The sequence below is a fragment of the Serratia sp. CC22-02 genome (assembly GCF_900182895.1).
Taxonomy (GTDB): domain Bacteria; phylum Pseudomonadota; class Gammaproteobacteria; order Enterobacterales; family Enterobacteriaceae; genus Serratia; species Serratia nevei.
Genome location: NZ_FXUD01000006.1, coordinates 240,073 through 264,087, shown reverse-complemented (window position 1 = coordinate 264,087; position 24,015 = coordinate 240,073). Strand labels below are relative to the sequence as shown.

The 24,015-nt window shown below is 61.3% G+C and carries 22 protein-coding genes; 7 read left to right on the top strand and 15 right to left on the bottom strand.

Going from position 1 to position 24,015, the window contains the following annotated elements; all coding sequences use genetic code 11:
* Nucleotides 1–66: 66 nt before the first annotated feature.
* The 7 genes from ugpB to QOL81_RS19810 all read right to left on the bottom strand — a co-directional run bounded on the left by ugpB (nucleotide 67) and on the right by QOL81_RS19810 (nucleotide 7,840).
* Nucleotides 67–1,386 carry a sn-glycerol-3-phosphate ABC transporter substrate-binding protein UgpB gene (gene ugpB, locus QOL81_RS19840; RefSeq protein ID WP_049195230.1) on the bottom strand — a complete coding sequence of 440 codons (1,320 nt, stop codon included), beginning with the start codon at nucleotides 1,384–1,386 and terminating at the stop codon, nucleotides 67–69.
* Between the two features lie 312 nt (nucleotides 1,387–1,698).
* Nucleotides 1,699–2,886, bottom strand: coding sequence for an aminotransferase-like domain-containing protein (locus QOL81_RS19835; RefSeq protein WP_049202437.1), 1,188 nt, complete (start codon nucleotides 2,884–2,886; stop codon nucleotides 1,699–1,701).
* A gap of 44 nt (nucleotides 2,887–2,930) precedes the next feature.
* On the bottom strand, nucleotides 2,931–3,632 hold the full coding sequence (gene livF, locus QOL81_RS19830; RefSeq protein WP_038874157.1) for a high-affinity branched-chain amino acid ABC transporter ATP-binding protein LivF: 702 nt from the start codon (nucleotides 3,630–3,632) through the stop codon (nucleotides 2,931–2,933).
* Between the two features lies 1 nt (nucleotide 3,633).
* Nucleotides 3,634–4,404: a high-affinity branched-chain amino acid ABC transporter ATP-binding protein LivG gene (livG, locus tag QOL81_RS19825; RefSeq protein ID WP_025304904.1), complete on the bottom strand. Its 771-nt coding sequence runs from the start codon at nucleotides 4,402–4,404 to the stop codon at nucleotides 3,634–3,636.
* Entirely contained in the window at nucleotides 4,401–5,684 is a 1,284-nt protein-coding gene (locus tag QOL81_RS19820; protein ID WP_169317953.1) for a high-affinity branched-chain amino acid ABC transporter permease LivM, read from the bottom strand. Before QOL81_RS19820 ends, livG begins: the two co-directional genes overlap by 4 nt.
* Nucleotides 5,681–6,607: a high-affinity branched-chain amino acid ABC transporter permease LivH gene (gene livH, locus QOL81_RS19815; RefSeq protein WP_038874154.1), complete on the bottom strand. Its 927-nt coding sequence runs from the start codon at nucleotides 6,605–6,607 to the stop codon at nucleotides 5,681–5,683. Before livH ends, QOL81_RS19820 begins: the two co-directional genes overlap by 4 nt.
* A 117-nt stretch (nucleotides 6,608–6,724) precedes the next feature.
* Nucleotides 6,725–7,840, bottom strand: coding sequence for a branched-chain amino acid ABC transporter substrate-binding protein (locus QOL81_RS19810; protein ID WP_025304902.1), 1,116 nt, complete (start codon nucleotides 7,838–7,840; stop codon nucleotides 6,725–6,727).
* A gap of 405 nt (nucleotides 7,841–8,245) precedes the next feature.
* Here QOL81_RS19810 and panM point away from each other — a divergent pair, with 405 nt between their 5' ends.
* From panM to QOL81_RS19795, 3 genes are read left to right on the top strand one after another with little or no spacing between them, the layout of a single operon-like run.
* Nucleotides 8,246–8,638 (top strand): aspartate 1-decarboxylase autocleavage activator PanM, encoded by a 393-nt coding sequence (panM, locus tag QOL81_RS19805; protein WP_049198652.1) that lies wholly within the window; start codon nucleotides 8,246–8,248, stop codon nucleotides 8,636–8,638.
* Entirely contained in the window at nucleotides 8,635–9,852 is a 1,218-nt protein-coding gene (locus QOL81_RS19800) for a DUF3142 domain-containing protein (protein WP_060424165.1), read from the top strand. The genes panM and QOL81_RS19800 overlap by 4 nt, the downstream gene beginning before the upstream one ends.
* A gap of 43 nt (nucleotides 9,853–9,895) precedes the next feature.
* Complete coding sequence (locus QOL81_RS19795; RefSeq protein WP_502950668.1) at nucleotides 9,896–11,914, top strand: hypothetical protein; 2,019 nt, start codon at nucleotides 9,896–9,898, stop codon at nucleotides 11,912–11,914.
* A gap of 63 nt (nucleotides 11,915–11,977) precedes the next feature.
* Here the strand turns inward: QOL81_RS19795 and rpoH are convergent, their stop codons facing one another.
* The 4 genes from rpoH to ftsY all read right to left on the bottom strand — a co-directional run bounded on the left by rpoH (nucleotide 11,978) and on the right by ftsY (nucleotide 16,443).
* A complete protein-coding gene (gene rpoH, locus QOL81_RS19790; protein WP_038874147.1) occupies nucleotides 11,978–12,835 on the bottom strand; it encodes an RNA polymerase sigma factor RpoH in 858 nt (285 codons plus the stop codon).
* A 317-nt stretch (nucleotides 12,836–13,152) separates the two neighbouring features.
* The gene (ftsX, locus tag QOL81_RS19785) at nucleotides 13,153–14,106 is read right to left on the bottom strand and encodes a permease-like cell division protein FtsX (RefSeq protein ID WP_033636680.1); all 954 of its coding nucleotides are present in this window, start codon (nucleotides 14,104–14,106) and stop codon (nucleotides 13,153–13,155) included.
* Entirely contained in the window at nucleotides 14,096–14,767 is a 672-nt protein-coding gene (gene ftsE / locus QOL81_RS19780; protein ID WP_004934337.1) for a cell division ATP-binding protein FtsE, read from the bottom strand. Before ftsE ends, ftsX begins: the two co-directional genes overlap by 11 nt.
* Before the next feature lie 5 nt (nucleotides 14,768–14,772).
* Entirely contained in the window at nucleotides 14,773–16,443 is a 1,671-nt protein-coding gene (gene ftsY, locus QOL81_RS19775) for a signal recognition particle-docking protein FtsY (protein ID WP_283439994.1), read from the bottom strand.
* Between the two features lie 242 nt (nucleotides 16,444–16,685).
* Here ftsY and rsmD point away from each other — a divergent pair, with 242 nt between their 5' ends.
* Together rsmD and QOL81_RS19765 are read left to right on the top strand one after the other, a co-directional pair.
* Nucleotides 16,686–17,306: a 16S rRNA (guanine(966)-N(2))-methyltransferase gene (gene rsmD, locus QOL81_RS19770; RefSeq protein WP_060424175.1), complete on the top strand. Its 621-nt coding sequence runs from the start codon at nucleotides 16,686–16,688 to the stop codon at nucleotides 17,304–17,306.
* Entirely contained in the window at nucleotides 17,296–17,568 is a 273-nt protein-coding gene (locus QOL81_RS19765; protein ID WP_004934327.1) for a DUF1145 family protein, read from the top strand. Before rsmD ends, QOL81_RS19765 begins: the two co-directional genes overlap by 11 nt.
* Before the next feature lie 3 nt (nucleotides 17,569–17,571).
* Here the strand turns inward: QOL81_RS19765 and QOL81_RS19760 are convergent, their stop codons facing one another.
* On the bottom strand, nucleotides 17,572–17,928 hold the full coding sequence (locus QOL81_RS19760) for a DUF2500 domain-containing protein (protein ID WP_060424177.1): 357 nt from the start codon (nucleotides 17,926–17,928) through the stop codon (nucleotides 17,572–17,574).
* 158 nt (nucleotides 17,929–18,086) lie between these two features.
* Between QOL81_RS19760 and QOL81_RS19755 the strand changes: the two genes are divergently transcribed.
* Nucleotides 18,087–18,713 carry a lysoplasmalogenase gene (locus QOL81_RS19755; RefSeq protein WP_049200035.1) on the top strand — a complete coding sequence of 209 codons (627 nt, stop codon included), beginning with the start codon at nucleotides 18,087–18,089 and terminating at the stop codon, nucleotides 18,711–18,713.
* A gap of 68 nt (nucleotides 18,714–18,781) precedes the next feature.
* Here QOL81_RS19755 and QOL81_RS19750 read toward each other — a convergent pair whose 3' ends face one another.
* Nucleotides 18,782–19,138 carry an AprI/Inh family metalloprotease inhibitor gene (locus tag QOL81_RS19750; RefSeq protein ID WP_283439993.1) on the bottom strand — a complete coding sequence of 119 codons (357 nt, stop codon included), beginning with the start codon at nucleotides 19,136–19,138 and terminating at the stop codon, nucleotides 18,782–18,784.
* 55 nt (nucleotides 19,139–19,193) lie between these two features.
* Nucleotides 19,194–20,657 carry a serralysin family metalloprotease gene (locus tag QOL81_RS19745; protein ID WP_193158553.1) on the bottom strand — a complete coding sequence of 488 codons (1,464 nt, stop codon included), beginning with the start codon at nucleotides 20,655–20,657 and terminating at the stop codon, nucleotides 19,194–19,196.
* Between the two features lie 682 nt (nucleotides 20,658–21,339).
* Between QOL81_RS19745 and QOL81_RS19740 the strand changes: the two genes are divergently transcribed.
* Nucleotides 21,340–23,640, top strand: coding sequence for a zinc/cadmium/mercury/lead-transporting ATPase (locus QOL81_RS19740; protein ID WP_283439992.1), 2,301 nt, complete (start codon nucleotides 21,340–21,342; stop codon nucleotides 23,638–23,640).
* A gap of 89 nt (nucleotides 23,641–23,729) precedes the next feature.
* Here the strand turns inward: QOL81_RS19740 and tusA are convergent, their stop codons facing one another.
* A complete protein-coding gene (tusA, locus tag QOL81_RS19735; protein ID WP_025304890.1) occupies nucleotides 23,730–23,975 on the bottom strand; it encodes a sulfurtransferase TusA in 246 nt (81 codons plus the stop codon).
* Between the last annotated feature and the right edge of the window lie 40 nt (nucleotides 23,976–24,015).

The following is a 24,015-nucleotide window of genomic DNA, read 5'->3' as shown; positions in this document are numbered from 1 at the left end:
ATTAATCGGGTACGGAAGGATCGGCGTGAAGACGCGAGCCCGATCGGACGGGCCCGCGACGCAGGGTTACTTGGTCGATGCTTCGAAACGGCGCAGCAGCACGTCACCGCGCTGCACGGCGGCGTCCAACGCCTGCTGAGGCGTTTTCTTACCGGTCCACACGCCTTCCAGTTCCTCATCCACCACGCTGCGGATCTGCGGCATGTTGCCCAGGCGCAGGCCCTTGGTGAACGGCAACGGCGGCTTGTTCAGCATCTGGCGAGTGGCGACGTCGGCACCCGGGTTCTTGTCGTAGAAGCCCTGCTGCTTGGTCAGATCGTAAGCCGCGGTGGTGATCGGCAGATAGCCGGTCTTCTGGTGCCATTCGGCGGCGATTTCCGGCTGCGCCAGGTACTGCAGGAACTCGGCCACGCCCTTGTAGGTGGCGGCGTCTTTGCCGTTCATCACCCACAGGCTGGCCCCGCCGATGATGGCGTTCTGCGGCGCGTTTTTCGCGTCAGCGTCGTACGGCATCATGCCGACGCCGTAGTTGAATTTGGCGTAGTGCTTGATGTCCGCCAGCGAACCGGAAGAAGCGGTGGTGATGGCGCAGTCGCCGTTATAAAACTTCTCGGTGGATTCGTCTTTGCGGCCGAAGTAGGTGAAATCGCCCTTCTTGTTCATCGCCTCCAGCAGCTCGATGTGCTTGACCTGCAGCGGCTTGTTGAACTCCAGCTTGGCGTTGGTGCCGCCGAACCCGTTGTTTTCGCTGGCGAACGGCACGCCGTGCCAGGCGCTGAAGTTCTCCAGCTGGATCCAGCCCTGCCAGCCGCTGGCGTAGCCGCACTTCATGCCGGCCTCACGCAGCTTGGCGGTATCCGCCGCCAGCTCCTGCCAGGTTTTCGGCGGCTGGTCCGGGTTCAGGCCGGCCTTCTTGAAGGCGTCTTTGTTGTAGTACAGCACCGGCGTGGAGCTGTTGAACGGCTGAGACAGCAGATGGCCGCTCTTGTTGTCGGTGTAATAGCCGGCTACCGTCGGCACGAACACCGACTCGTCGAAGTTGATGCCGGCCTCTTTAAACACCTCGTAGACCGGTTTGATGGCCTTGCTGGCCATCATGGTGGCGGTGCCCACCTCGTAAACCTGCAGGATCGCCGGCGCCTTGCCGGAGCGGTAAGCGGCGATGCCCGCCGCCAGGCTCTGTTCGTAGTTGCCTTTATAAACCGGCACAATCTTGACGTCGCTGTGCGACTGGTTGAAGCGATCCGCCAGGGAATCCACTTCCTTACCCAGTTCGCCTTCCATCGAATGCCAGAACGGGATCTCGGTCGCCGCCAGCGCCTGAGTGCTGACCGCCAGGGTCAACGCGACGCACAGCGTGGTTTTGCGAATAGCGTAGGTGAGCATGCCTAACTCCTGAAAAAAGCTGGTGTAAAAGCGCGTGAGCGAAAAGAATCAATTCTTGATGAGGGAGTGCCCCCTATAGCTTTCGAGTTGCAGCTAGGCGGCAACCTGCTGGCACCCTGGAGCTTAGCTAACTAAGTGACAGGGGGGCAGTCGGGCAGCCAACAACGCTGCGGCTCGAAAGATGACGGGGGATAACATGCCATGCGCGGATGACAGAAAAATAACCGTTATATGACAGCCACATGACGGCAAGGTGAAGTGAAGATGGCGGTTTGATGTCGGCGGCGGGCATGGGCTCCGCCGCCGCGAGGATTACAGCGAACGGCGCAGACGCGCCACCGCTTCCTGCATCTGCTGTTCGGTGGCGGTGGCGAACGACAGGCGGAAGGTCGAACGATCCGGGTTGTCGGAGAAGAAGTATTCCCCCGGCACGAACACCACGCCCTGCTGCAGGGTAGCGTTCAGCCATTCGGTGGCGTTGAACGGCTGGCGGAAACGCGCCCACAGGAACATGCCGCCCTTCGGCTTATCGAAGGTGATGTAGTCGCCCAGCTCCTGCTCCACCAAACCGGCCAGGATCTCGCCCTTCTGTTTGTAGGCGGCGCGGATCTTGTCGATCTGCGCCGGCAGGCGGCCCAGGCCGAGGTAGCATTCGACGATGCTCTGCGACAGCGCGCTGGCGTGCAGATCCGCCGCCTGCTTGATGATCGCCACTTTATGCAGCAGGAACGGCGGCAGGATCGCCCAGCCCAACCGCAGGCCCGGCGCCAGGATCTTGGAGAAGGTCGAGGTATAGATGATGTGGTCGGTGTTGCCCAGCACCCGCTGCGACACCTGATGCAGCGTCGGGTGGCGCTCTTCGGTAAAACGCAGCTCGCCGTACGGATCGTCTTCGATGATCAGGAAGTTATGTTCGGCGGCCAGCTTCACCAGCAGTTCGCGGCGCGCGGCGCTCAGGGTGATGCCGCTGGGGTTGCCGAAGTTCGGCACCACGTACACGCCCTTGATGCGCTGAGTTTTCAGCAGCTCGGCCAGCTCTTCCACCACCATGCCGTCGCTGTCGGACGAGACCGACATGATGTTGGCTTCCGCCAGCTCCAACGTTTGCAGCGCCGCCAGGTAGGTCGGGCGCTCCACCACGAACACGTCGCCGGGGTTGACGATGGCGCGCATCACCAAATCCAATGCCTGCTGCGAGCCGGCGGTGACCATCACCTCTTCCGCGCCAGCGGTGACGCCGCGCTCGGCGCACAGCGCGCAAATGCGCTCACGCAGCAGCGGGCTGCCCTCGGTCAGGCCATACTGGAACGCGCTTTTCGGCTGTTCGGTGATCGCCTGCTGGGTGGCGATGCTCAATCCTTCGAAATCGAACAGCGCATCAGAGGGGATGCCGCCCGCCAGCGAAATGACGTGTTCCATCTTGCTGTGTTTAAGCAATTCACGGATGGCCGAACTTTTTACGTTAACGATGCGCTGCGCGAGTAACCCTTCTGTCTTCATTTCTTCTTCTCGTACCTGATTATTTTAATTCGTAGGGGGGCGGATTAACCGCCCAGATACGCCGACCTCACTGCTTCGTTGGCTAACAATGCAGCCCCCGTATCTTCCAACACCACGCGGCCGTTTTCCAGCACATAACCGCGGTCCGCCAATTTCAGCGCCTGATTGGCGTTTTGTTCCACCAGGAAGATGGTCATGCCCTCTTCCCGCAGCTGCTGAATGATGTCGAAAATCTGCTGGATGATGATCGGCGCCAGCCCGAGCGAGGGCTCGTCGAGCAGCAGCAGCTTCGGCTGGCTCATCAGCGCGCGGCCGATGGCCAACATCTGCTGCTCGCCGCCGGACATGGTGCCGGCACGCTGGCTTCGGCGTTCCAGCAGGCGCGGGAACAGAGTGAACACCCGTTCGATGCGCTGTTGATACTGCCGGCGATCGGCGAAGAAGCCGCCCATCGCCAGGTTTTCTTCCACCGTCATGCGCGAGAAGACGCGCCGCCCTTCCGGCACGATCGCCACCGCTTCGCGCATGATGCGCGAGGTTTGCCACTGGGTGATGTCCTGGTTCTGAAAGACGATGCTGCCTTCGCTGGCGCGCGGCTCGCCGCACAGGGTGCCGAGCAGCGTGGTTTTACCGGCGCCGTTGGCGCCGATTAACGTCACGATTTCGCCCTGGCTTATCGTGAGACTGACCTGATGCAGCGCCTGAATTTTGCCGTAATGGGCGGATACCTGATTGAATGACAACATATTATTCTTCGCCCAAATAAGCCCGGATCACGTCCGGGTTGTTGCGGATCTCCGCCGGTGTGCCCTGCGCCAGCGGCGTGCCCTGATTCACCACGTAAATGCGGTCGGAAATGCCCATCACCAGCTTCATGTCGTGCTCGATCAGCAGCACCGATACCTTATGCCGATCGCGCAGCTCGACGATCAGGTGATCCAGCTCGTCGGTCTCTTTCGGGTTGAGGCCGGCGGCCGGTTCATCCAGCATCAGCAGCTCCGGCCGGGTCACCATGCAGCGGGCGATCTCCAGCCGCCGCTGCTGCCCATAGGCCAGGTTGCCCGCCGAGCGGTTGGCCATTTCCAGCAGGCCGACGCGCTCCAGCCACTCCGCCGCGCGCGCCAGCGCTTCGGCTTCGGCGCGGCGGAAGGCCGGGGTTTTCAGCAACCCGGCAAACACGCCGCTTTTCAGGTGCTGATGCTGCGCCACCAGCAGGTTTTCGATCACCGTCATTTCACGGAACAGCCGCACGTGCTGGAAAGTGCGCACCACCCCCATGCGGGCGATGGCCTGCCCCGCCAACCCTTCCAGGTGGCGATCGCGCAATTTGATGGTGCCGCCGGTCGGGCGGTAAAAACCGGTCAGGCAGTTGAACACCGTGGTCTTACCGGCGCCGTTGGGGCCGATCAGCGACACGATTTCACCTTCGTTCAGCGTCAACGCCACGTTGTTGACCGCCAGCAGCCCGCCGAAACGCATCGACAGGCCCTCCACCTGCAGCAAAGGTTGAACGCTCATGCCTGCTCCCCCTTGCCCGCGTGAATGTCCGCCGCCTGCAGCTTCAGCTGCGGCCGTTTCATCGGCAACAGCCCCTGCGGCCGCCAAATCATCATCAGCACCATCAGCGCACCCAGCAGCAACATGCTGTATTCATTCAGATCGCGCATCAGCTCGCGCGACACCACCAGCAGGATCGCCGCCAGAATGACCGCGAACTGCGAGCCCATGCCCCCCAGTACGACGATCGCCAGTACGAAGGCCGATTCGACGAAGGTGAAGGATTCCGGGCTGACGAACCCCTGGCGCGCGGCGAACAGCGTACCGGCAAACCCGGCGAAAGCGGCGCTGATGGTAAAAGCGGTCAGCTTGATGCGCGTCGGGCTGAGGCCCAGCGAGCGGCAGGCGATCTCGTCTTCGCGCAGCGCTTCCCAGGCGCGCCCCAGCGGCATACGCAGCAGGCGGTTGATGACGAACAGCGTCAGCACCACCAGCAGCAGCGCCACCAGGTACAGGAACACGATGCGATCGCTCGGATCGTATTTCAGGCCGAAGAAGTTATGGAAGGTATCCCAGCCGCCGTCGCGCACGCTGCGGTTGAACTCCAGGCCGAAGAAGGTCGGTTTCGGGATCTGGCTGATGCCGTTCGGCCCGCCCGTGATCTCGGTATTGTTCAGCAGCAGGATGCGCACGATCTCACCGAAGCCGAGCGTCACGATTGCCAGATAGTCGCCGCGCAGCCGCAGCACCGGGAAACCGAGCAGGAAGCCGAAGGCGGCGGTGACGATGCCCGCCAGCGGCAGGCTCTCCCAGAAGCCGAGGCCGTAATAGTGATTCAGCAGCGCGTAGGTGTAGGCGCCGATGGCGTAGAAACCGCCGTAGCCGAGCACCAGCAGACCGGACAAGCCCACCACCACGTTGAGGCCGAGGCCCAGCATCACGTAGATCAGCGTCAGGGTGGCGATATCCACCGTGCCGCGCGAGACCAGGAACGGCCAGGCGACCGCCGCGACGATGAGCAGAGCCGCCAGCAGCTTTTGCCGCGGCGTGGTGCCGTCGAAGCTCGGCAGCACGAACGCCGGGCTGGAGACTTTTTTCAATCCCTGCTGCAGCAGCGGGCGCAACAGCTGGAAGAAAAAGACGATGACGCAGCCGATGCCGATCCACATCCAGCGCACTTCCGCCGCGCCGTGCACCACCAGCTTGGTGCCGTCCAGGCTAAGCTGCATGCCCATCAGGAATGACGCCATCACGAACAGCACCGCCGTGGCGATCAGCGCATTGAGCAGATTGAGTTTCATACTTTCTCAACCTCCGGACGCCCGAGGATGCCGGTCGGCATGATCAGCAGCACCACGATCAGCAACGCGAACGACACCACGTCTTTATATTCAGTGCTGAGGTAGGCGGAGGTCAGCGCTTCCGCCACGCCCAGCACCAGGCCGCCGATCATCGCGCCGGGAATGCTGCCGATACCGCCCAGAACCGCGGCGGTGAAGGCTTTCATACCGGCCATAAAGCCGATGTAAGGGTTGATGACGCCGTAGAACTGGCCGAGCAATACCCCGGCCACCGCCGCCATCACCGCCCCGATGACGAAGGTCAGCGAGATCACCCGGTCGGTGTTGATGCCCAGCAGGCTGGCCATCTTCAGGTCTTCCGCACAGGCGCGACAGGCGCGGCCCATGCGCGAATAACGGATAAACAGCGTCAGCGCCAGCATCGCCAGGAAGGTCACGAGCCAGATGATCAGCTGCATGGTGCTGATGGTGGCGGCGAAGCCGTTGCTTTCCCCCAGCACCCACTGGCCGGTCACCAGGCTGGGCAGCGCCAGATCGCGTGAGCCCTGCGTCAGGCTGACGTAGTTTTGCAGGAATATCGACATGCCGATGGCCGAGATCAGCGCAATCAGGCGCTTGGAGTTGCGCACCGGCTTGTAGGCCACCCGCTCGATGCTCCAGCCGTAGGCGCTGGCGATGACGATCGAGACCAGGAACGCGGCGCCGATCAGCAACCAGCCGACGTCGATACCGAGCATCATCAGGGCGGCGATGACGATAAAGGAGACATAGCTACCGATCATGTACACCTCGCCGTGGGCGAAGTTGATCATGCCGATGATGCCGTAAACCATGGTGTAACCGATGGCGATCAATGCATAGGTGCTGCCCAACGTTAAGCCGTTGAACATCTGCTGCAGAAAATAGAGGAGCTGCTCTGACATACTCTGAACCCTTGGCTGCGAAACCCGCCGGCGGAGAACCGGCGGGTAAAGGGAGACGGGGCCGGCAAGCCGACCCGCCGGGCGCAGCGGGCTGCGCCCCACCCTAATCATTATGGCTTATTTGATCGGTGTGGACGTGCCGTTGGCATGCCATTCGAACACGCCGAACTCGAAGCCTTTCAGATCGCCCTTGTCATCCCAGGTCAGCGGCCCCATCACGGTCTCCACCGGCTTGCCGGTTTTCAGATCCTTGACGATATCCGCCGGCTCCTGGCTGCCGCTGCGCTCCATGCCGGTGGTCAGCGACTGCAGCGCGGCATAGGTGGTCCAGACGAACGGGCCGGTCGGATCCAGCTTCTTGGCTTTCAATGCATCGACGATCGGCTGGTTGGCAGGCACCTGGTCGTAGCGTTTCGGCAGCGTCACCAGCATGCCTTCCGAAGCGGCCCCGGCGATGTTGGACAGCGAGGAGTTGCCCACGCCCTCCGGCCCCATGAAGCGGGTGGTCAACCCGGCCTGCTTGGCCTGACGCAGGATCTGGCCCATTTCCGGGTAGTAACCGCCGAAGTACACGAAGTCGATATTTTCTTTCTTCAGGCGCGCCACCAAGGTGGAGAAGTCTTTGTCGCCGGCGGTGATGCCTTCGAACATCGCCACTTCGGTGCCCTGTTTTTTCAGGCTGTCGCGCACCGAGCGGGCCAAGCCTTCACCGTATTGCTGCTTGTCGTGCACCACGGCGATGCGCTTCGGCTTGATGTCGCTGAGGATGTATTTGGCGGCGGTCGGGCCCTGATCCGAGTCCAGGCCGGTGGTGCGCAGGATCATCTTGTAGCCGCGGGTGGTCAGATCGGCGTTGGTGGCCGCCGGGGTAATCATGATCACGCCTTCGTCTTCATAGATATCGGACGCCGGCTGGGTAGACGAGGAGCACAGGTGGCCGATCACGTAGCGAATGCCGTCGTTGATCACCTTGTTGGCGACCGCAACCGCCTGTTTCGGGTCGCAGGCGTCGTCGTATTCCACGCCAACCAGCTTGTCGCCCTTGATACCGCCCTTGGCGTTGATATCGGCAATCGCCTGGCGCGCGCCGGTAAACTCCATGTCGCCATACTGCGCGACCGGGCCGGACATCGCCCCGACGATCGCCACCTTGATGTCTTTCGCCATGGCCGCCTGGCTCATGGCCATCGCAATACAACCCGCCAGCAGTGCCTTACCTGTTGTTAATTTCATCCGCAAATCCCCATCTGTCGTTGTGAACGTACCTGTTGTGTTTGCCTGCGCCCGATCGTTATTGACCGCTTTTGTTATAAGTAATAATGATTTAGGCGTTTTATCGGCATTATTTTCTAATAAGACTTTATTTTTCATGCCATTAAACAGGAATTTTATTCTGCAAATCAACTTCATCCGGCAGAAACAAGCGGTGTAAACAGGATAAAATTCGAATTAAATCTGCGCTCTTTACCTTGAGGCGTAGTGCGTTGTGCTGGTTAACAATCCGTTTACTAACTATTTACTCGGAAAATGCCCCGTGCAAAAAACATATTGCACAGTAATCGTACAGAAAAACTTACACAACGCTCTGCACAAGATCTATTACACTGTCGGCATCATTTAGCTGCGCGGAAATTCTGCATGAAACTGACCATCGAGCGCCTGACCGCGCTGTCCCCGCAAGACCTTATCGACCTCGGTAAAATTTGGCCGCACCAGCAGCCGGAACAGTGGCAGAGCTGGCTGAGCGACGGCAAGGCGCTATTCGCCGCCCGCTTCAACGAGCGGCTGCTGGGGGCGGTGAAAATCGCGCTGCAGGACGACCGCGCCGAACTGCAGGACCTGCTGGTGCGCGAAGTGACGCGCCGCCGTGGCGTCGGTCTTTACCTGGTGCAGGATGCGCAGCGCCAGCTGCCGCAGGTCGCCCACTGGCAGCTGTCGACCGCCGGCCTGGCGCCGCGCGAACGCGGGGAAGTCGATAACTTCATGCGCGCCTGCGGCTTCGCACCGCAGGGCGATCTCTGGCAAAAATGAAACGCCGGCTGGCGGCGCTGGTCTTGATTGCGCTGGGGCTGGCGGCCGCGCTCCTCGGGCGCCAGCAGGCGCTGCGCCTGGCCTCAGGCTGGGATCAGCAGGTTTATGTCTGGCAGCGGGTCTGGACGCCGCAGCACGCCGATGCGCTGGCGCACAGCCGCGATCTGTTCGGTGGGCTGCGCGTGCTGGCGCTGCAGGTACATCCGCGCGAGGGCTGGCGGGAGATCCCAGCCGATCTCAGCCTGCTGAAGCAGGACGGCCGCCCGCTCTGGCTGGTAGCACGCCTCGACGGCCAGCTGCCGCAGCTGGACCAAGAAGCCATTATCCAGCGTCTGCTGGCGCTCACCCAACGCTGGCAGGCGGCCGGGCTGCCCGTCACCGGCGTCGAGATCGATCATGACGCCGCCACCGCCCGCCTGCCGGACTACCAGCGCTTTCTACAGCGGCTGCGCCAACGGCTGCCCACCGCTTTGCAACTCGGCATCACCGCCCTGCCGGCTTGGATCGGCTCACCCGCTCTGCCCGGCGTACTGCAGCAGGCCGACAGCTCCGTCCTGCAGGTGCACGCGGTGCTCTCGCCGCAGCAGGGGCTGTTTGACGGCCCCTTGGCGCTGCGCTGGGTGCGGCAGTACGCCGCCGTCACACCGAAGCCGTTTCGCGTCGCGCTGCCGGCCTACGGCATGGCGCTGCTGGGGTTTGATGCGCAGGGCGCGCAGGTGGAGAGCGAATCCTCGCTGCGCGTGGCGGGCAACGGCCGCGAGCTGACGGTCGCGCCGCAGCAGATCGCCGATTTTCTGCAAGCGCTGGCGCAGCAAACGCCGCCCCGGCTGCGCGGCATTATCTGGTTTCGCTTGCCGCTGGTGGACGATCGGCGCGCCTGGTCGCTCGCCACGCTGCGAGCGGTGATCGAACGGCGGCCGCTGAACGTCGACTGGCAGGTAAAATTTAGGCCTCAGCCACAGCAAAACGGGCTGTATGATCTGATAATTCATAACAACGGGCCGGTGGACGCCCCGCTGCCGCAAGAGGTGGTCATCCGCGCCGACGACTGCCTGGCAGCGGACGCGGTCGGCAACTACCGGCTGGAATCCGCACCGCAACGGCAACGCTTTATCCGCATCAGCGGCGACCAGCTGCGCGCCGGGCAATCCCGGCCGCTGGGCTGGCTGCGCTGCCAACAACTGACGCCAGGAGGCACCCTTGTCACACCTTGATTCGCGCGCGGCACGGAACACCCGCCGCCTTCTTCCGCTGGCCATGCTGATCGGCGCCGCGCTGGCGCTGCCGCTGAACGGCTATGCCTGCGGCCCGGATTTTCCTAACCGACTGCTGATCGACCGCAACGGCACCCTGCTGTATATGCCGGAGGGCAATTTCGCCTTCGAAGCCGGCCGGCTGGTGCCGGCGGATAAGCAGCTGCCGCACTGGCAAGCCCCCCCGCCGCCGATGCCGCCGAAACCGATGCCGCAGTCGCCGGAAACGGTGGCGATCGGCAAAATGCGCGCCGCCAAAACGGTGGAAGAGGCTGACGCCGTCAATACGCAGGGGTTGTCCAACGCCGCGCGCCTTTATCAACTGGGCGCCGTCGCTTTCGCCAGCCACGATCCGCGCGCCACAGACTATTTCCAGCAGGTGCTGAAGCTGCCGGCCGCCGAACAGGGCGACTGGGGGCTACGGGCGCAGTATTCGCTTGGTCGGGTGTTGATGAATGACCACGGCACGCCGATGAATGAATCGGGTGAAGCGGCGCCCGCCGCCGAGCATCCGCCTAAAGCCGAACTTGAACAGGCGCTGGCGGCGTTCCAGCAAGTGATCGATCGGGTGAAAAGCGGCGCCGCCGACCCCGATCAGCTGGCGCTAAGCAGCCTCGGGCAGCAGGCGCGCATCCACCTGTGGCTGGGTGACGTCGCCCCCGCCGCCCACCTGTACGCACAGCAGGCGGCGCAGGGCGATCCGAGCGGCGGGCAGTCGCTGCAGTACGTCTCCAGTTTCCTGGTCAATCCCGACCATCTGGAAACGCTGAAACAGGTTATCGGCGATCCCTTAATCCAACAGCTGGTGACCATTGAACTGTTCGCCCGCAGCGGCAACCTGCAGATGGCGGATACCGACGGCAACGGCCGCTCCGCACAGATCATCAGCCAGATCCTGACGCTGCTGGACGGCACGGTGAAAAGCGGCTTCGCCGGCAGCGATCGGCTGGCGGCATTGGCCTACCGTTCCGGGCAGTACCCGATGGCGGCCAGCCTGCTGAAAAACGCCGGCGACAGCGGCCTGGCGTGGTGGCTGCGCGCCAAGATGGCGCTGCGTGACGGTGACGTGAAAGCCGCCACCGCCGCCTATGCCAAGGCGGCAAGCGCATTCCCCGCCGACGAAAGCTGGGGCGAACAGCGCAACGCCGACTTCGTCGCGGAAACCATCGTGCCCGAGTGCCGGGTGGCCGGCGAACAGGCTATCCTGGCGCTCAACCGCGGCGACTATCTGCAGGCGATGGACCTGCTGTATCGCGGCAAGGCGATCTACTGGGCCGACGTGGCCGACGTGGCGGAGCGGGTGTTGACCGTCGATGAGTTGAAAGGCTTTGTCGATAAGCACGCCCCGGCGCCGACGACGCCGCTCAAGCCGGTTAACCCGGACGACTACGGCGGCCAGCAGATCACGCCGGAAGTGCAGCTGCGCGAACTGTTGGCGCGGCGCTTGATGCGCGCCGGGCGGGCCGCAGAGGCGCAGGCCTACTTCGATATCCCCAACTACCGCCAAGCGGCGCAGCAGTATGCCGACGAGCTGAAGGCCGCCAAGGACAAGTCCGCCGCGCCGCTGACGCGCGCACAGGCTTACTATCGCGCCGCCAACCTGCTACGCGCCCAGGGGCTGGAGTTTACCGGCTATGAGATGACGCCGGACTACGCCATCTATGGCGCCAGCTATTCCTATCTGGGGGATGCGTTCGATACTCGCGAGCTGAAGCACAAAAGCTGGATAGACAGCGCAGAAGCTGCGCGCGCCAAGGCGGCGCTGCCATTGGAAGACAACCGTTTCCTGCACTATCGCTGGCAGGCGGTGGGGTTGGCGCAACAGGCGGCCGATCTGCTGCCGCCGAAAAGCCAGGCCTACGCCGCCGTGCTGTGTAACGCCGCCAGCTGGGTTATCAAGCGCGACGCCAAGACCGGCCGGGCGCTTTATCAGCGCTACATCAACACCGGCACCCGCTACCCGTGGGCGGCAAAATTCGGCTACGACTGCCCGGCGCCGGACTTCGCCACTGTTGCGCCATAACGCCGAATTTCAGGCATGAAAAAGCCCGGCTTGCCGGGCTTTTTTTTCGAATATCGCATCGACTCAGGCTTCGATCGCCATTTTCAATTTCTTCATGGCGTTCTTTTCCAGCTGGCGCACACGCTCGGCGGAAACGCCGTACTGATCGGCCAGCTCTTGCAGCGTCGACTTGTTGTCGTCGTCCAGCCAACGGGCGCGGATGATATGCTGGCTGCGCTCGTCCAGACCTTCCAGCGCATAGGCCAGTTTGTCTGCGGCGTTGCTTTCCCAGTTATCTTCCTCGATGCCTTCAGCGAAGTCCGAGCTCTTGTCCTGCAGGTACAGCACCGGCGCCATCGCCTGGCCATCGCGGGCCTCGTCGTCCGGAGTCGGATCGAAGGTCATGTCCTGCGCCGCCATGCGAGATTCCATCTCGCGCACGTCTTTGCTGGTGACGCCCAGCTCGCGGGCCACCAGCTCCACTTCGTCCTGGTTGAACCAACCCAAACGCTGTTTGGTTTTGCGCAGGTTAAAGAACAGCTTGCGCTGCGCTTTGGTGGTCGCCACTTTCACGATGCGCCAGTTGCGCAATACGTACTCGTGGATTTCCGCCTTAATCCAATGCACCGCAAAGGAAACCAGACGCACGCCGACTTCAGGGTTGAAGCGGCGAACGGCTTTCATCAGGCCGATATTACCTTCCTGAATCAGATCCGCCTGCGGCAGACCGTAGCCTGAATAGTTGCGGGCAATATGAGCGACAAAGCGCAGGTGAGACAGGATGAGCTGCTTAGCGGCATCCAGATCGCCCTGATAATGCAGCCGTTCAGCCAGCTCCCGCTCTTCCTCTGCCGTCAGCATCGGATAGGCGTTGGCTGCCCGGATATAGGCTTCCAAGCTACCTTGGGGTACTAAGGCTAAAGTTTGCATTTCTTTGGTCATTCAAACCCTCTCTATGAGAATACAAAATCATGCAGGTGATTATTACAGCGGGGAAATGATTGATTCTACGGCAGTTGCTGAAGCAAAAGCGGTTCCACACGCCGGGCACCTTAACATTTGCTGCAATTTTTGACCGTACTCCGCCCTATAAGTTCACCCTTTTTTGCAAGCATTGTTGCTGACAATACGTGACGAAGGTGCAGGGCGATAGGGAATTTGTGCGCTAAGAAGAGAGGTGTGGTGCTGACTTCGCTTGAGGTCACTCTTCTCCCGCAACGCGATCAAAAGCAGCAGGAGAAGAGTATACCAAAAAAATCTTACTGTGGTGTAAATCGGCGTAAATGTTGCACTGTCGCCAGCCAGGCGGCGATCCAGCCGATCATCGCGGAGATGATCAGCAGCAGCAACGCCTCATCCCAGCCCAGCCCGTGCAGGGTGAAGGTGGTGCCGAATACCTTGGCGACCCCGGCGACTACCGACTCCAGCTGCCACACCAGCGCGCCGGAGAGCACCAGCGACAGCAGCGCGCCGGCGAAGCCCAGCATCGCCCCGCCGTTGAGGAACGGCCGCAGGATAAAGCCGTCGGTGGCGCCGATCAGCTTCATCACGTTGATGGTGTCGCGACGGCTGAAGATGCTCAGACGCACGCTGTTGCCGATCACCAGGAACACCGCCACGATCATCAGCACGCCGATGATCGCCGCGATCTGGCCCGCCAGCCCGGTGAGCGCCGCCAGGCGGGCAAACCAGCTGTCATCCATACGCACTTCTTCCACGCCCTGCACCGCCGCTACGCGATCGCGCAGGGTGTTGAGGGTGTCCGAACTCTGGAAGCTCATCTTCGGCGTGACGATCGCCACCGCCGGCAGCGGGTTCTCTTCCAGCATGTCCAGCGCGCCGCCAAAACCCGACCAGTTGCGGAACTCGCCGCGCGCTTCTTCACGCGACAGGTAGTTCACCTTCTCCACGCCGGCTTCCGCCTTGATGGCATCGAGCACTTTCAGCGCCGCGTCGTCATCGAGCGACTTATCCAGGTAGACCGTCAGCTGCGGCGTCGGGTACCACTGGCTGGCCGCGGTGCTGACGTTTTTCCACACGATGTAGCACACACTCGGCAGCGTCAGGGAGATGGCGATCACCATCACCGTCAGCAGCGTCGCCAACGGCTGACGCAGCATGTCTTTGATGGCGTTCATCCAGGCGTAACGCCACTGTTCGCGCCAGCCGCCGCGCAGCGCCTTGCTCTTGGCGGTTTTTGCGTTATTGGCCATGGTGAGCGCCCCCTTGCATGCGGCCCTGGCTCAGCGTCAGGATGCGGTAATTACGGCGGGCGATAAGCCCGGTGTCGTGCGTCGCCATTAATACGGTGACGCCGACACGGTTGAATTCTTCAAACAGGCGCAGAATGCCTTCCGACAGCGCGTCGTCCAGGTTGCCGGTCGGCTCATCCGCCAGCAGCACCGCCGGCTTGTTCACCACCGCACGGGCGATGCCCACGCGCTGCTGCTCACCGCCGGACAGCTGAATCGGGAAGTTTTTCGCTTTATCCAGCAAACCGACCTTGTCCAGCGCGGCGGAGACGCGGCGACGGATGTCTTCGGTGCTGGCGCCGGCGATGATCAGCGGCATCGCCACGTTGTCATACACCGTGCGATCCAGCAGCAGATGGTGATCCTGGAAGATCATGCCGATCTGCCGACGCAGGAACGGCACCTCGCGGTTTTTCAAACGGCTGATGTCGTGGCCGCCAAACCAGATGTGGCCGGCGCTGGGCCGTTCGATACCGCAAATCAGTTTCAGCAGGGTACTTTTCCCCGCGCCGGAATGGCCGGTCAGAAACGCCATTTCCGCCGGGCGCAGATGGAAATCGACCCCCTGCAGCGCTTGCCGTCCGCCCAGATAAGCTTTACTGACCTGTTCAAAGCGAATCATCCGTATTAATCCTCTCGGGCAAAAAGTGCCTCAATAAAATCGTCAGCCTTAAACGGCCGCAAATCTTCGATGCCTTCCCCAACGCCGATATAGCGAATCGGGATACCGAACTGATCGGCGATGGCGAAGATCACCCCGCCCTTGGCGGTACCGTCCAGTTTAGTCAGCGTGATGCCGGTTAAGCCCACGGCCTCATTAAATAATTTCGCCTGACTGACCGCATTCTGGCCGGTGCTGGCATCGAGCGTCAGCATAACCTCATGGGGGGCCTGGTCGTCCAGTTTTTTCATGACGCGGACGATCTTCTTCAGCTCTTCCATCAGGTGCGATTTGTTCTGCAGACGGCCGGCGGTATCGGCGATCAAGACATCGATGCCGCGCGCTTTGGCAGCCTGCACTGCATCGAAGATCACCGAAGCGGAATCCGCGCCGGTATGCTGCGCCACCACCGGGATGCGGTTACGTTCGCCCCACACCTGCAGCTGCTCTACCGCCGCGGCGCGGAAAGTATCCCCCGCCGCCAGCATCACCGACTTGCCTTCCGCCTGGAACTGACGCGCCAGCTTACCGATGGTGGTGGTTTTACCCACGCCGTTCACGCCGACCATCAGGATGACATACGGGGTTTTCCCGCTGACATCCAGCGGCTGATCGACCTTGGCCAGAATTTCGGACATTTCCTCCTTCAGCTTGCCGTACAGCGCTTCGGCGTCTTTCAGCTGCTTGCGGCTGGCGTGCTGGGTCAGGGAGGTGATGATCTTGCGCGTGGTATCCACGCCGACATCGGCGATCAGCAGCTGTTCTTCCAACTCGTCGAACAGGTCGTCGTCGATCTTTTTACCGCGGAACAGCCCCATAAAGCCGGAGCCAAGGTTTTGCTTGGTCTTCAGCAGGCTGCGCTTCAGGCGAGCGAAGAAGCCTTCTTTGGTCGGGCGCTCCTGCTCTTGCGCAGCGGCCGGCACCACAGGTTCAAGCAGCTCTTCTTCTTCCGGCTCGGGTTCTGGTTCGACGACAGGCTCAGGCTCGACGACCGGCTCAGGCTCAATGACCGGCTCAGGCTCAATGACCGGCTCAGGTTCAACAACTGGCTCTGGCTCAACGACCGGCTCAGGTTCGACGACAGGCTCTGGCTTAACAATCGGCTCAGGCTCGACGACCGGCTCAGGCTCAACGACCGCCTCTGGCTCAACGACCGCCTCTGGCTCAACGACCGGCTCGGGCTCAACAACTGGCTCTGGCTCGACGACCGGCTCAGGTTCGACGACCGGTTCGGGCTCAATGACTGGCTCTGGCTCAACGACCGGCTCAGGTTCGACAACCGGCTCTGGCTCGGCGATCGGCTGCTGCTGCGCCACTACCTGCTCGGTCACGCTGACAATCTCTTCGGCCAACGCTTGCGCCGTTGGGTGTTCGGCCGCCGCCGGCAGGTTCTCCGCGATTTGTTCGCCGGCCTGACCGTTATCCCACTCTCCCGGGGTGTCGACGGAGGCGGCAGGTTCAGATTCCTGGGCGGGGAGCTTGTCATCCAGCTTGGCGACAGCCGGTTCAGCCGGCGTCTCCGCGGCCTGAGGCTCCGCCTGCTCTACCGGCTGCTCAGGTTGCTGTTGCTCTTCTTCCTTTTCCTTCTGGCCAAAGCCCAGCCAGGAGAAAAACCCACGTTTCTTATCTTTTGCCATGTTATGACTCTACTCCGTACCGAAGGCTCGCTTACCCTACATACCTGAAGGATATATGCTGACAATAATCCGCCGAGTCTATCACTTTCCCTCGCGCAGCAACACGCATCCGGCATGCTTTCCGGTGTGAAATCAGACAACAAAGTTTTACCGTTCCCCCCGACGCCCGTCACCGGTAGAATAGGGGCAACTTTTCGTTAACCTCTGCGGCCCCGCGCCGCAAAAGAAATCAAACAACGCTTATGACAAGACTCTCGCCACGGGCGACGGCCAAAAAACCGCCCCAGGCCGCAGCCGGACAGATCCGCATCATCGGCGGCCAATGGCGCGGTCGCAAGCTTCCGGTGCCGAACAGCCCGGGGCTGCGCCCCACCACCGATCGGGTGCGCGAAACCCTGTTCAACTGGCTGGCGCCGGTGATTCAGGGCGCGCGCTGTCTGGACTGTTTCGCCGGCAGCGGCGCATTAGGGCTGGAAGCGCTGTCGCGCTACGCCGGCAGCGCCACGCTGCTGGAATTCGAACGGCCGGTGGCGCAGCAGCTGGAAAAAAATCTGGCGCTGCTGCAGGGCAAAGGGGTGGTTATCAACACCAACGCGCTGAGCTGGCTGGCGGGCGAGGGCCAACCGTTTGACGTGGTGTTTCTCGATCCGCCGTTTCGCAAAGGCCTGCTGGCGGAGACCGCCTTGTTGCTGGAGCAGCGAGGCTGGCTGGCCGACGAGGCCTGGATCTATGTAGAAGCCGAGGCGGAAAGCGCCGCGGCGGACGTGCCTGCCAGCTGGCAGTTGCACCGGGAGAAAGTCGCCGGCCAGGTGGCCTATCGCCTTTATATTCGTTCGCAAGAGAAAACCGACCATGCTGATTAATCTGGGCCGCCTGCTGATGCTGTGCGTGTGGGGCTTCCTGCTCTCTAACCTGTTCCATCCGTTTCCCAAGCCGCTGAAGTATTTCATCGACGTGGCGCTGTTCTTTATGGTGGTGATGCACGGCCTGCAGCTGGTGCTGCTGAAATCCACCCAGCCGAAGGATCAGCCGATCAGCTACTGGCAAGAAGCCAAGATCTTTATCTTTGGCGTGTTCGAGCTGTTGGCCTGGCAGAAGAAACAGCCTCCCATCAAGAAGAAGTGACCGCTACGGCTGAACGGTGAAAGAGACGAAGCGCGTGCCCTGCATGTTCAACGTGCCCTGCGCGCCTTGTTCTATCGGGTTGTATTGCCACTGTTTCAGCCGAAGCTGGATGTCTTCACCGCCCTGTACCGGGCGGAACACCACCTCGTAATACATCGGCTCATTGACCAGCGGTTCGCGCTGCGGCGCACGGGTTTTGGCGACCGGGAAGCTTCGCTTGTCGCTCACCGTCACCTGCAGACTGCGCATCGGTGCGCGGTCGTTTTCCGCCTCCTGCTGGCGCTGTTTGAAATAGCGTTGCGTGGCCAGCACGGCGATCAGCGCAATCACGGCGACAAAAAACAACGGTGGCTTACTCATCGGTTTCCCATTTCCTTCGCGGCCAAATCGGCGTAAACATAGCATTCTCAAGAAAGCATTGTCGATCGTCGGCAGGCTACCTACACTGAAATAAGAAGTGACATGGGTGACAGTTTGGAGCCGGTTGTTGCGGCTCCCTCATACATAAGGAAGACATAATGAGTTGGCCGTTCCTTGCCGTATTCTTTTCCGGTTGGCTGTTCGTCGACGCCTCATACCGTGGGCCGCGCTGGCAACGCTGGGTGTTCAAACCCGTCACGCTGCTGCTGCTGTTGCTGTTGGCCTGGCAGGCGCCGGTGCTCAGCGCGGCAGGTTATCTGATCGTACTCGGCCTGCTGGCGACGCTGATCGGCGACGCGCTGCTCCTGTTGCCGCGCGAGCGGGTGCTGTACGCCATCGGCGCCTTTTTCCTCTCCCACCTGCTGTATACCCTGAGCTTCGCCAGCCAGATGACGTTCAGTCTGTTCTGGCCGCTGCCGCTGGCGCTGCTGGCGATAGGCGCGTTGCTGCTGGCCACCCTTTGGACCCGGCTGGAAGAGATGCGCTGGCCGATCGTCACCTACGTGGCGATGACGCTGCTGATGGTCTGGTTGGCGGGCGAACAATATTTCCTGCGCAGCACCGATTTCGGCTTCTCGCTGCTGACCGGCACCTCGCTATTGCTGCTGGCCAACGTGGTTTGGCTGATCAACCGCTACCGTTTCACCTTCCGCGCAGCGGACGCCATCGTCGCTTTCTGTTATTTCTCCGGCCACTTCCTGATCGTGCGCTCACTCTATCTGTAACGACCTGCCGCGGGTTCGGCACGCCGAACCCGTTCCCACATCAAGCCAACGCTTTCAACGTTAAGGCATCATCGGCGCCCAGCTGATTGCGATACAGATCGCCGTCGCGCGAGAAGAACGCCAGCGTGCTGCCATCCGCCCGCAGCAGGGCGATGCCGTCCGGCGCCGGGCGCCAGGCGCCAGCCCACCACCTCGGCCGCAAACACGCTTTGCAGACAACGTTGCCGATCCACCAGCTGATAGCCGTTGGTTTCACTTTGCTCATTCGCCAAAAACTCGATTTGGCATTGCCGTTCGCTGTCGGCCACCTGCCATTGCCCCGCCAGCGACTGCGCGGTCGGCAGCGCCAGGCTGCCAGCCATGACCGCACTCGTCACCATCATGCCGCCCGCCGCCAGAGCGGTGCGCGTTAAAGTACCTTTCATACCGGGCTCCCGCATCACGCCCGGCCGAGACTGCGCCGGGCGTGTCGTTGCTGTGTTACACGATAAAGTCGGTGGCGACGTCTACCTGACCGACGATTTTCACCAGGAAGTCCGGCGACTGATGACCCCCGATGTTCACCGCCAGATCGGTCACGTTGTTGGAAGCATTGTAGCTGAGCAATGCTTCACCGGCCGCGCCGCTGAAATGATCGACGAAGTGGATGAAATCGCTGCTCTGCGCCTCTTTGTTGAAGAACGACAGGTCAATTTTGTCGATCCCTTTCTGGAAGTCGCGGATCCAGTCCGAAGCACCCGGTGCAGAATCGCTGGCAGCGGTGAACACGAAGGTATCCTGACCGGAACCGCCCCACAGCTCATCCGCCCCACCGCCGCCGAACAGCACGTCATTGCCCGCGCCGCCTTTCAGCACGTTGTTGGCCGCGTTGCCGACGATCACGTCATTGCCGGAACCGCCAATGGCGTTCTCGATGGTCACCCCGGCGGCGATCGAGACGTTGCCCTTCAAACCACCCACGTCGGAGAACGATTTCTCATTCAGGTTGATGCGCTGGTTCGCAGTGTAACCGGAGAAATCGAAGGTATCGTTGCCGCCCGCATCCCAGACCGCAAAGATCACTTTCTGCGAGTTGCTGGTGGTGCTGAGGAAGTCACGACCGGTGTTGGAGTTAAAGCCGTACACGGTGTCGCCGGTGCGGGTCGACAGGTTGGCGCCATACAGATGTTGAATGGCGGCAATGTCATCCAGCAGAGGAGCAGCGGCGTAATGACCGCCGTTGTCCCCACCGGTGTTGGTTTCGCTCCAGTAGCTCATCAGGCTGAACTGACGGGTATCTTCCGCGTAAGTGACGTCGCGGTAGGTCGGGTTGCCTTCACCGGCGTTGTAATCGCCCGGATGGCTCAGGCCCAGCGCATGGCCAATCTCATGGGTGAACGTCTGGCGGCCGTAGTCTTCGGTCGCCGGATGCTTCACGTTGGACTGGTTGACGTTGTACCAGGTCTGGCCGCCCAGATCCTGGCCCTGCCAAATGGTGTTCGGCAGGAAGGCATAGGCCTGAGTGCCGTAATCATAGTGGCCGGGGCGATCCTGGCTGTAGTTGCCGAAGGTGATGTTGGCCTTTTGACCGGCCGCCACTTCGGTGAAGGTGATATTGGCGACGTCAGCCCAGGACTGCAGCGACAGCTTAGCCTGCTGCTGCTGTTCCGCGCTGAACTTGCTCAGCCCGGTGTCGCCGGCGACGTTGGTGGCAGAGAACTTATAGTCCGGGAAGGAGAAGGTTAATTTAACCGGCTGGCCAAATACCTTGTAACCGTTCCAGGTTTGGTTCTCACGGGTAATAAACAGCCCAGCTTGCTCGTTAGAAAATGAATCCTTGCCATTAATCTGAATCCCGTTGCCACGCTCATGATAATGCAGCAGGTCGGCTACAGCATCGTAGCCGGTTTTGGCGGCTGCGAAGTTGGATTCAGTAATTTCAATTGCCTTTTTAGTAGATTGCATTGGTTCGATTCCACTCATTATCTGATCGTTATCAATCAGACAGATAGACATAACCTCCCCGTAAGCTACGGTTAATGAACCTTAAGCTTGCTGGAAGGGGCTTATGCGCCGTTGCCGGCAGTGTGTTAGGTAGAATTAATGCATATATATCAGCAAATAAGATTGCCATTAAAAATGGTAATCGATTCCAATTATAGGCAGGGCCGCGAAACTGAACATAAAATAATCAACCTTTTATTGTCTCAACGAAAGTTTGTTATGCTGCTTTTTAGGCTTCTTTACAAAACAAATGAAACTTAACGAGGATAAGTTGGCACCAAACTTCAATAACAATGCGGCCTGCAGGCACAAGCGAATCATGCTGGCTTGGTACGGGCAAAAAGGTAAATTTTGCTAAAGCGTCATAGGTTAATAACTCTTTATTATTAGGTCAGGCGACTTTTTAGTTTCTATAGGAATATTATTTTCTTATTTAAACTAACGGCAGTGAGGCTTTGCACCCAAATAGGGGATAAGAAAAGCCTATAGATTTAAATTCGCATTATTCATTATTGAATGAATACCCCTTTATACACTCGAACGCCGTTAGCAATAATTCTCATCCGGCGCTTGACTCTGGAGTTGACTCCAGGGTGTAGAGTCAGCTGAGCAAACCCGTTTAACAGCCCGAAGGGGGGACGTTATGCACAATCAGGAACATCACCACACCGAAGGCGGATGCGGCTGCAACCACAGCCACAGCAAAACCCAGCATGGCTGCAGCAGCGAGCCGAAAAACGCCGCCGCACAGGCCGAACACGCCCACCACCATCACGATCATGGCGATAGCGGCTGCTGCACCGCCGCGCCCGACGATCCGGACGAGGAAAGCGACAGGCTGGCCGCCGCTCCCCCTTCCGGTAGCCAACGTTTCAGCTGGAAAGTCACCGGCATGGACTGCCCCAGCTGCGCCAAGAAAATCGAAAATGCCGTCACCGCACTCCCCGGCGTCGACAGCGCGCGCGTGTTGTTCGCCACCGAGAAACTGGTGGTCGATGCGCAGTCCGACATCAGCCTGCGGATCCAGGACGCGGTCGCTCAGGCCGGCTTTACCCTGCTCGGCACTCAGACCGCCAAAGCCGCCGCGCCGAAAACTTCACGCTTCGGCGAATTCGCACCGCTGCTGCTGTTAACCACCCTGATGGTCGTCAGCTGGGTGCTGGATCGGGTTAACCCGGAGCTGGGCCGCATTGCCTTTATCGCCACCACGCTGGTCGGATTGGCACCGGTCGCCGCCAAGGCGCTGCGTCTGATTCGTTCCGGCACGCCGTTCGCCATCGAAACGCTGATGAGCGTGGCGGCCATCGGCGCGCTGTTCATCGGCGCCACTGCCGAGGCGGCGATGGTGCTGCTGCTGTTTATGGTCGGTGAACTGCTGGAATCCTACGCCGCCAACCGCGCGCGGCGCGGCGTGACGGCGCTGATGGAGCTGGTGCCGGAAGATGCGCTGCTGCTGCAAGGTACCGAGCGCAAACGCGTGCCGGTCGCCAGCCTGCGTCCGGGCGATGTGATTGAAATCGCACCCGGCGGGCGCCTGCCGGCCGACGCCGAGCTGCTCAATCCGTTCGCCAGCTTCGACGAAAGCGCCCTGACCGGCGAATCGGTGCCGGTCGAGCGCCAACAGGGTGAGAAAGTGGCCGCCGGCAGTCTGTCCGTCGATCAGGCGGCGCAGATGAAGGTGATCTCCGAGCCCGGCAAAAACGCCATCGACCGCATTTTACAGCTGATTGAAGAGGCCGAAGAGCGCCGCGCGCCGATCGAACGCTTCCTCGATCGGTTCAGCCGTTATTACACCCCGGCCATTATGCTGCTGGCCGTCGCGGTGATCCTGGTGCCGCCGCTGCTGTTCTCGCAGCCGTGGGATACCTGGATCTATCGTGGCCTGACGCTGCTGCTGATCGGCTGCCCATGCGCATTGGTGATCTCGACCCCGGCGGCGATCACATCCGGGCTGGCAGCCGCCACGCGGCGCGGCGCGCTGATTAAAGGCGGTGCGGCGCTGGAGCAACTGGGCCAGATCGAAACTATCGCCTTCGATAAAACCGGCACCCTGACCGAAGGCAAGCCGACGGTGACCGACGTGCTGCCGATCGGCACACTCACCGAACAGCGGCTGCTGCAGCTTGCCGCCGCGGTGGAAGCCGGTTCACATCACCCGCTGGCGCAGGCGATCATCAACCGCGCCGCCGAAAGCGGGACGGAGCTGCCGCTGGCGCAGGCGCGCCGCGCGCTGGCCGGCGTCGGCGTGGAAGGGATCGTGGACGGCAAGACCGTGCTGATCAGCGCGCCGGGCAAGCTGGCACCGGGCCTGCTCGACGCCCAATGGCAGAGCCAGGTAGACAAGCTGGAAAACGCCGGCAAAACGGCGGTGGTGGTGCTGGAAGACGGCGCGCCCATCGGCTTGCTGGCGCTGCGCGATACGCTGCGCGGCGACGCCAAACAGGCCATAGCCGAACTGAACGCGCTGGGTATTCGCGGCGTGATGCTGACCGGCGACAACCCGCGCGCCGCCGCGGCGATCGCCGGCGAGCTGGGCCTCGACTATCGCGCCGGTCTGCTGCCGGAAGATAAGGTCATCGCGGTTACCGAACTGAGCGAACTGCGCCCGACGGCGATGATCGGCGACGGGATCAACGACGCCCCGGCGATGAAGGCCTCCAGCATCGGCATCGCCATGGGCAGCGGCACCGACGTGGCATTGGAAACCGCCGATGCCGCCCTGACCCACAACCGGCTGGTAGGCGTCGCGGAGATGATCCGCATCTCGCGCGCCACCCACGCCAATATCCGGCAAAACATCACCATCGCATTGGGGCTGAAGGGGGTCTTCCTGATCACCAGTCTGCTGGGGCTGACCGGTTTGTGGCTGGCGGTGCTGGCTGACTCCGGCGCCACCGCGCTGGTCACCGCCAACGCGCTGCGGCTGTTGAAAAAGCGCAGCTAAGTTCGGAAACCAATACGGGCGCGGCATACCGCGCCCGTTGTCATTTCGGGGAAAGAGACTTTTCTTTCATCGACACGATCATGCCGCCGTTATACGCCTTTACGCAACAGATAACGGTATGGCGCCTGCTCGGTCTCCTGCGCCACCAGCGTGTGTTCCATAAAACGGCAGAACCCCGGGATATCGCGGGTGGTAGCCGGATCGTCGGCGATAATCAGCAGCGTTTCGCCGTTGTCCATATGGCGCACGGTTTTACGCACCATCATCACCGGTTCCGGGCAACGCAGGCCCAGCGCGTCGAGCGTCTGGTCTGCCTGGGCAAATAAGTCAGTCATGCAATTTTTCTCGTTCAAAAACGATCGGCGAACGCTCGCC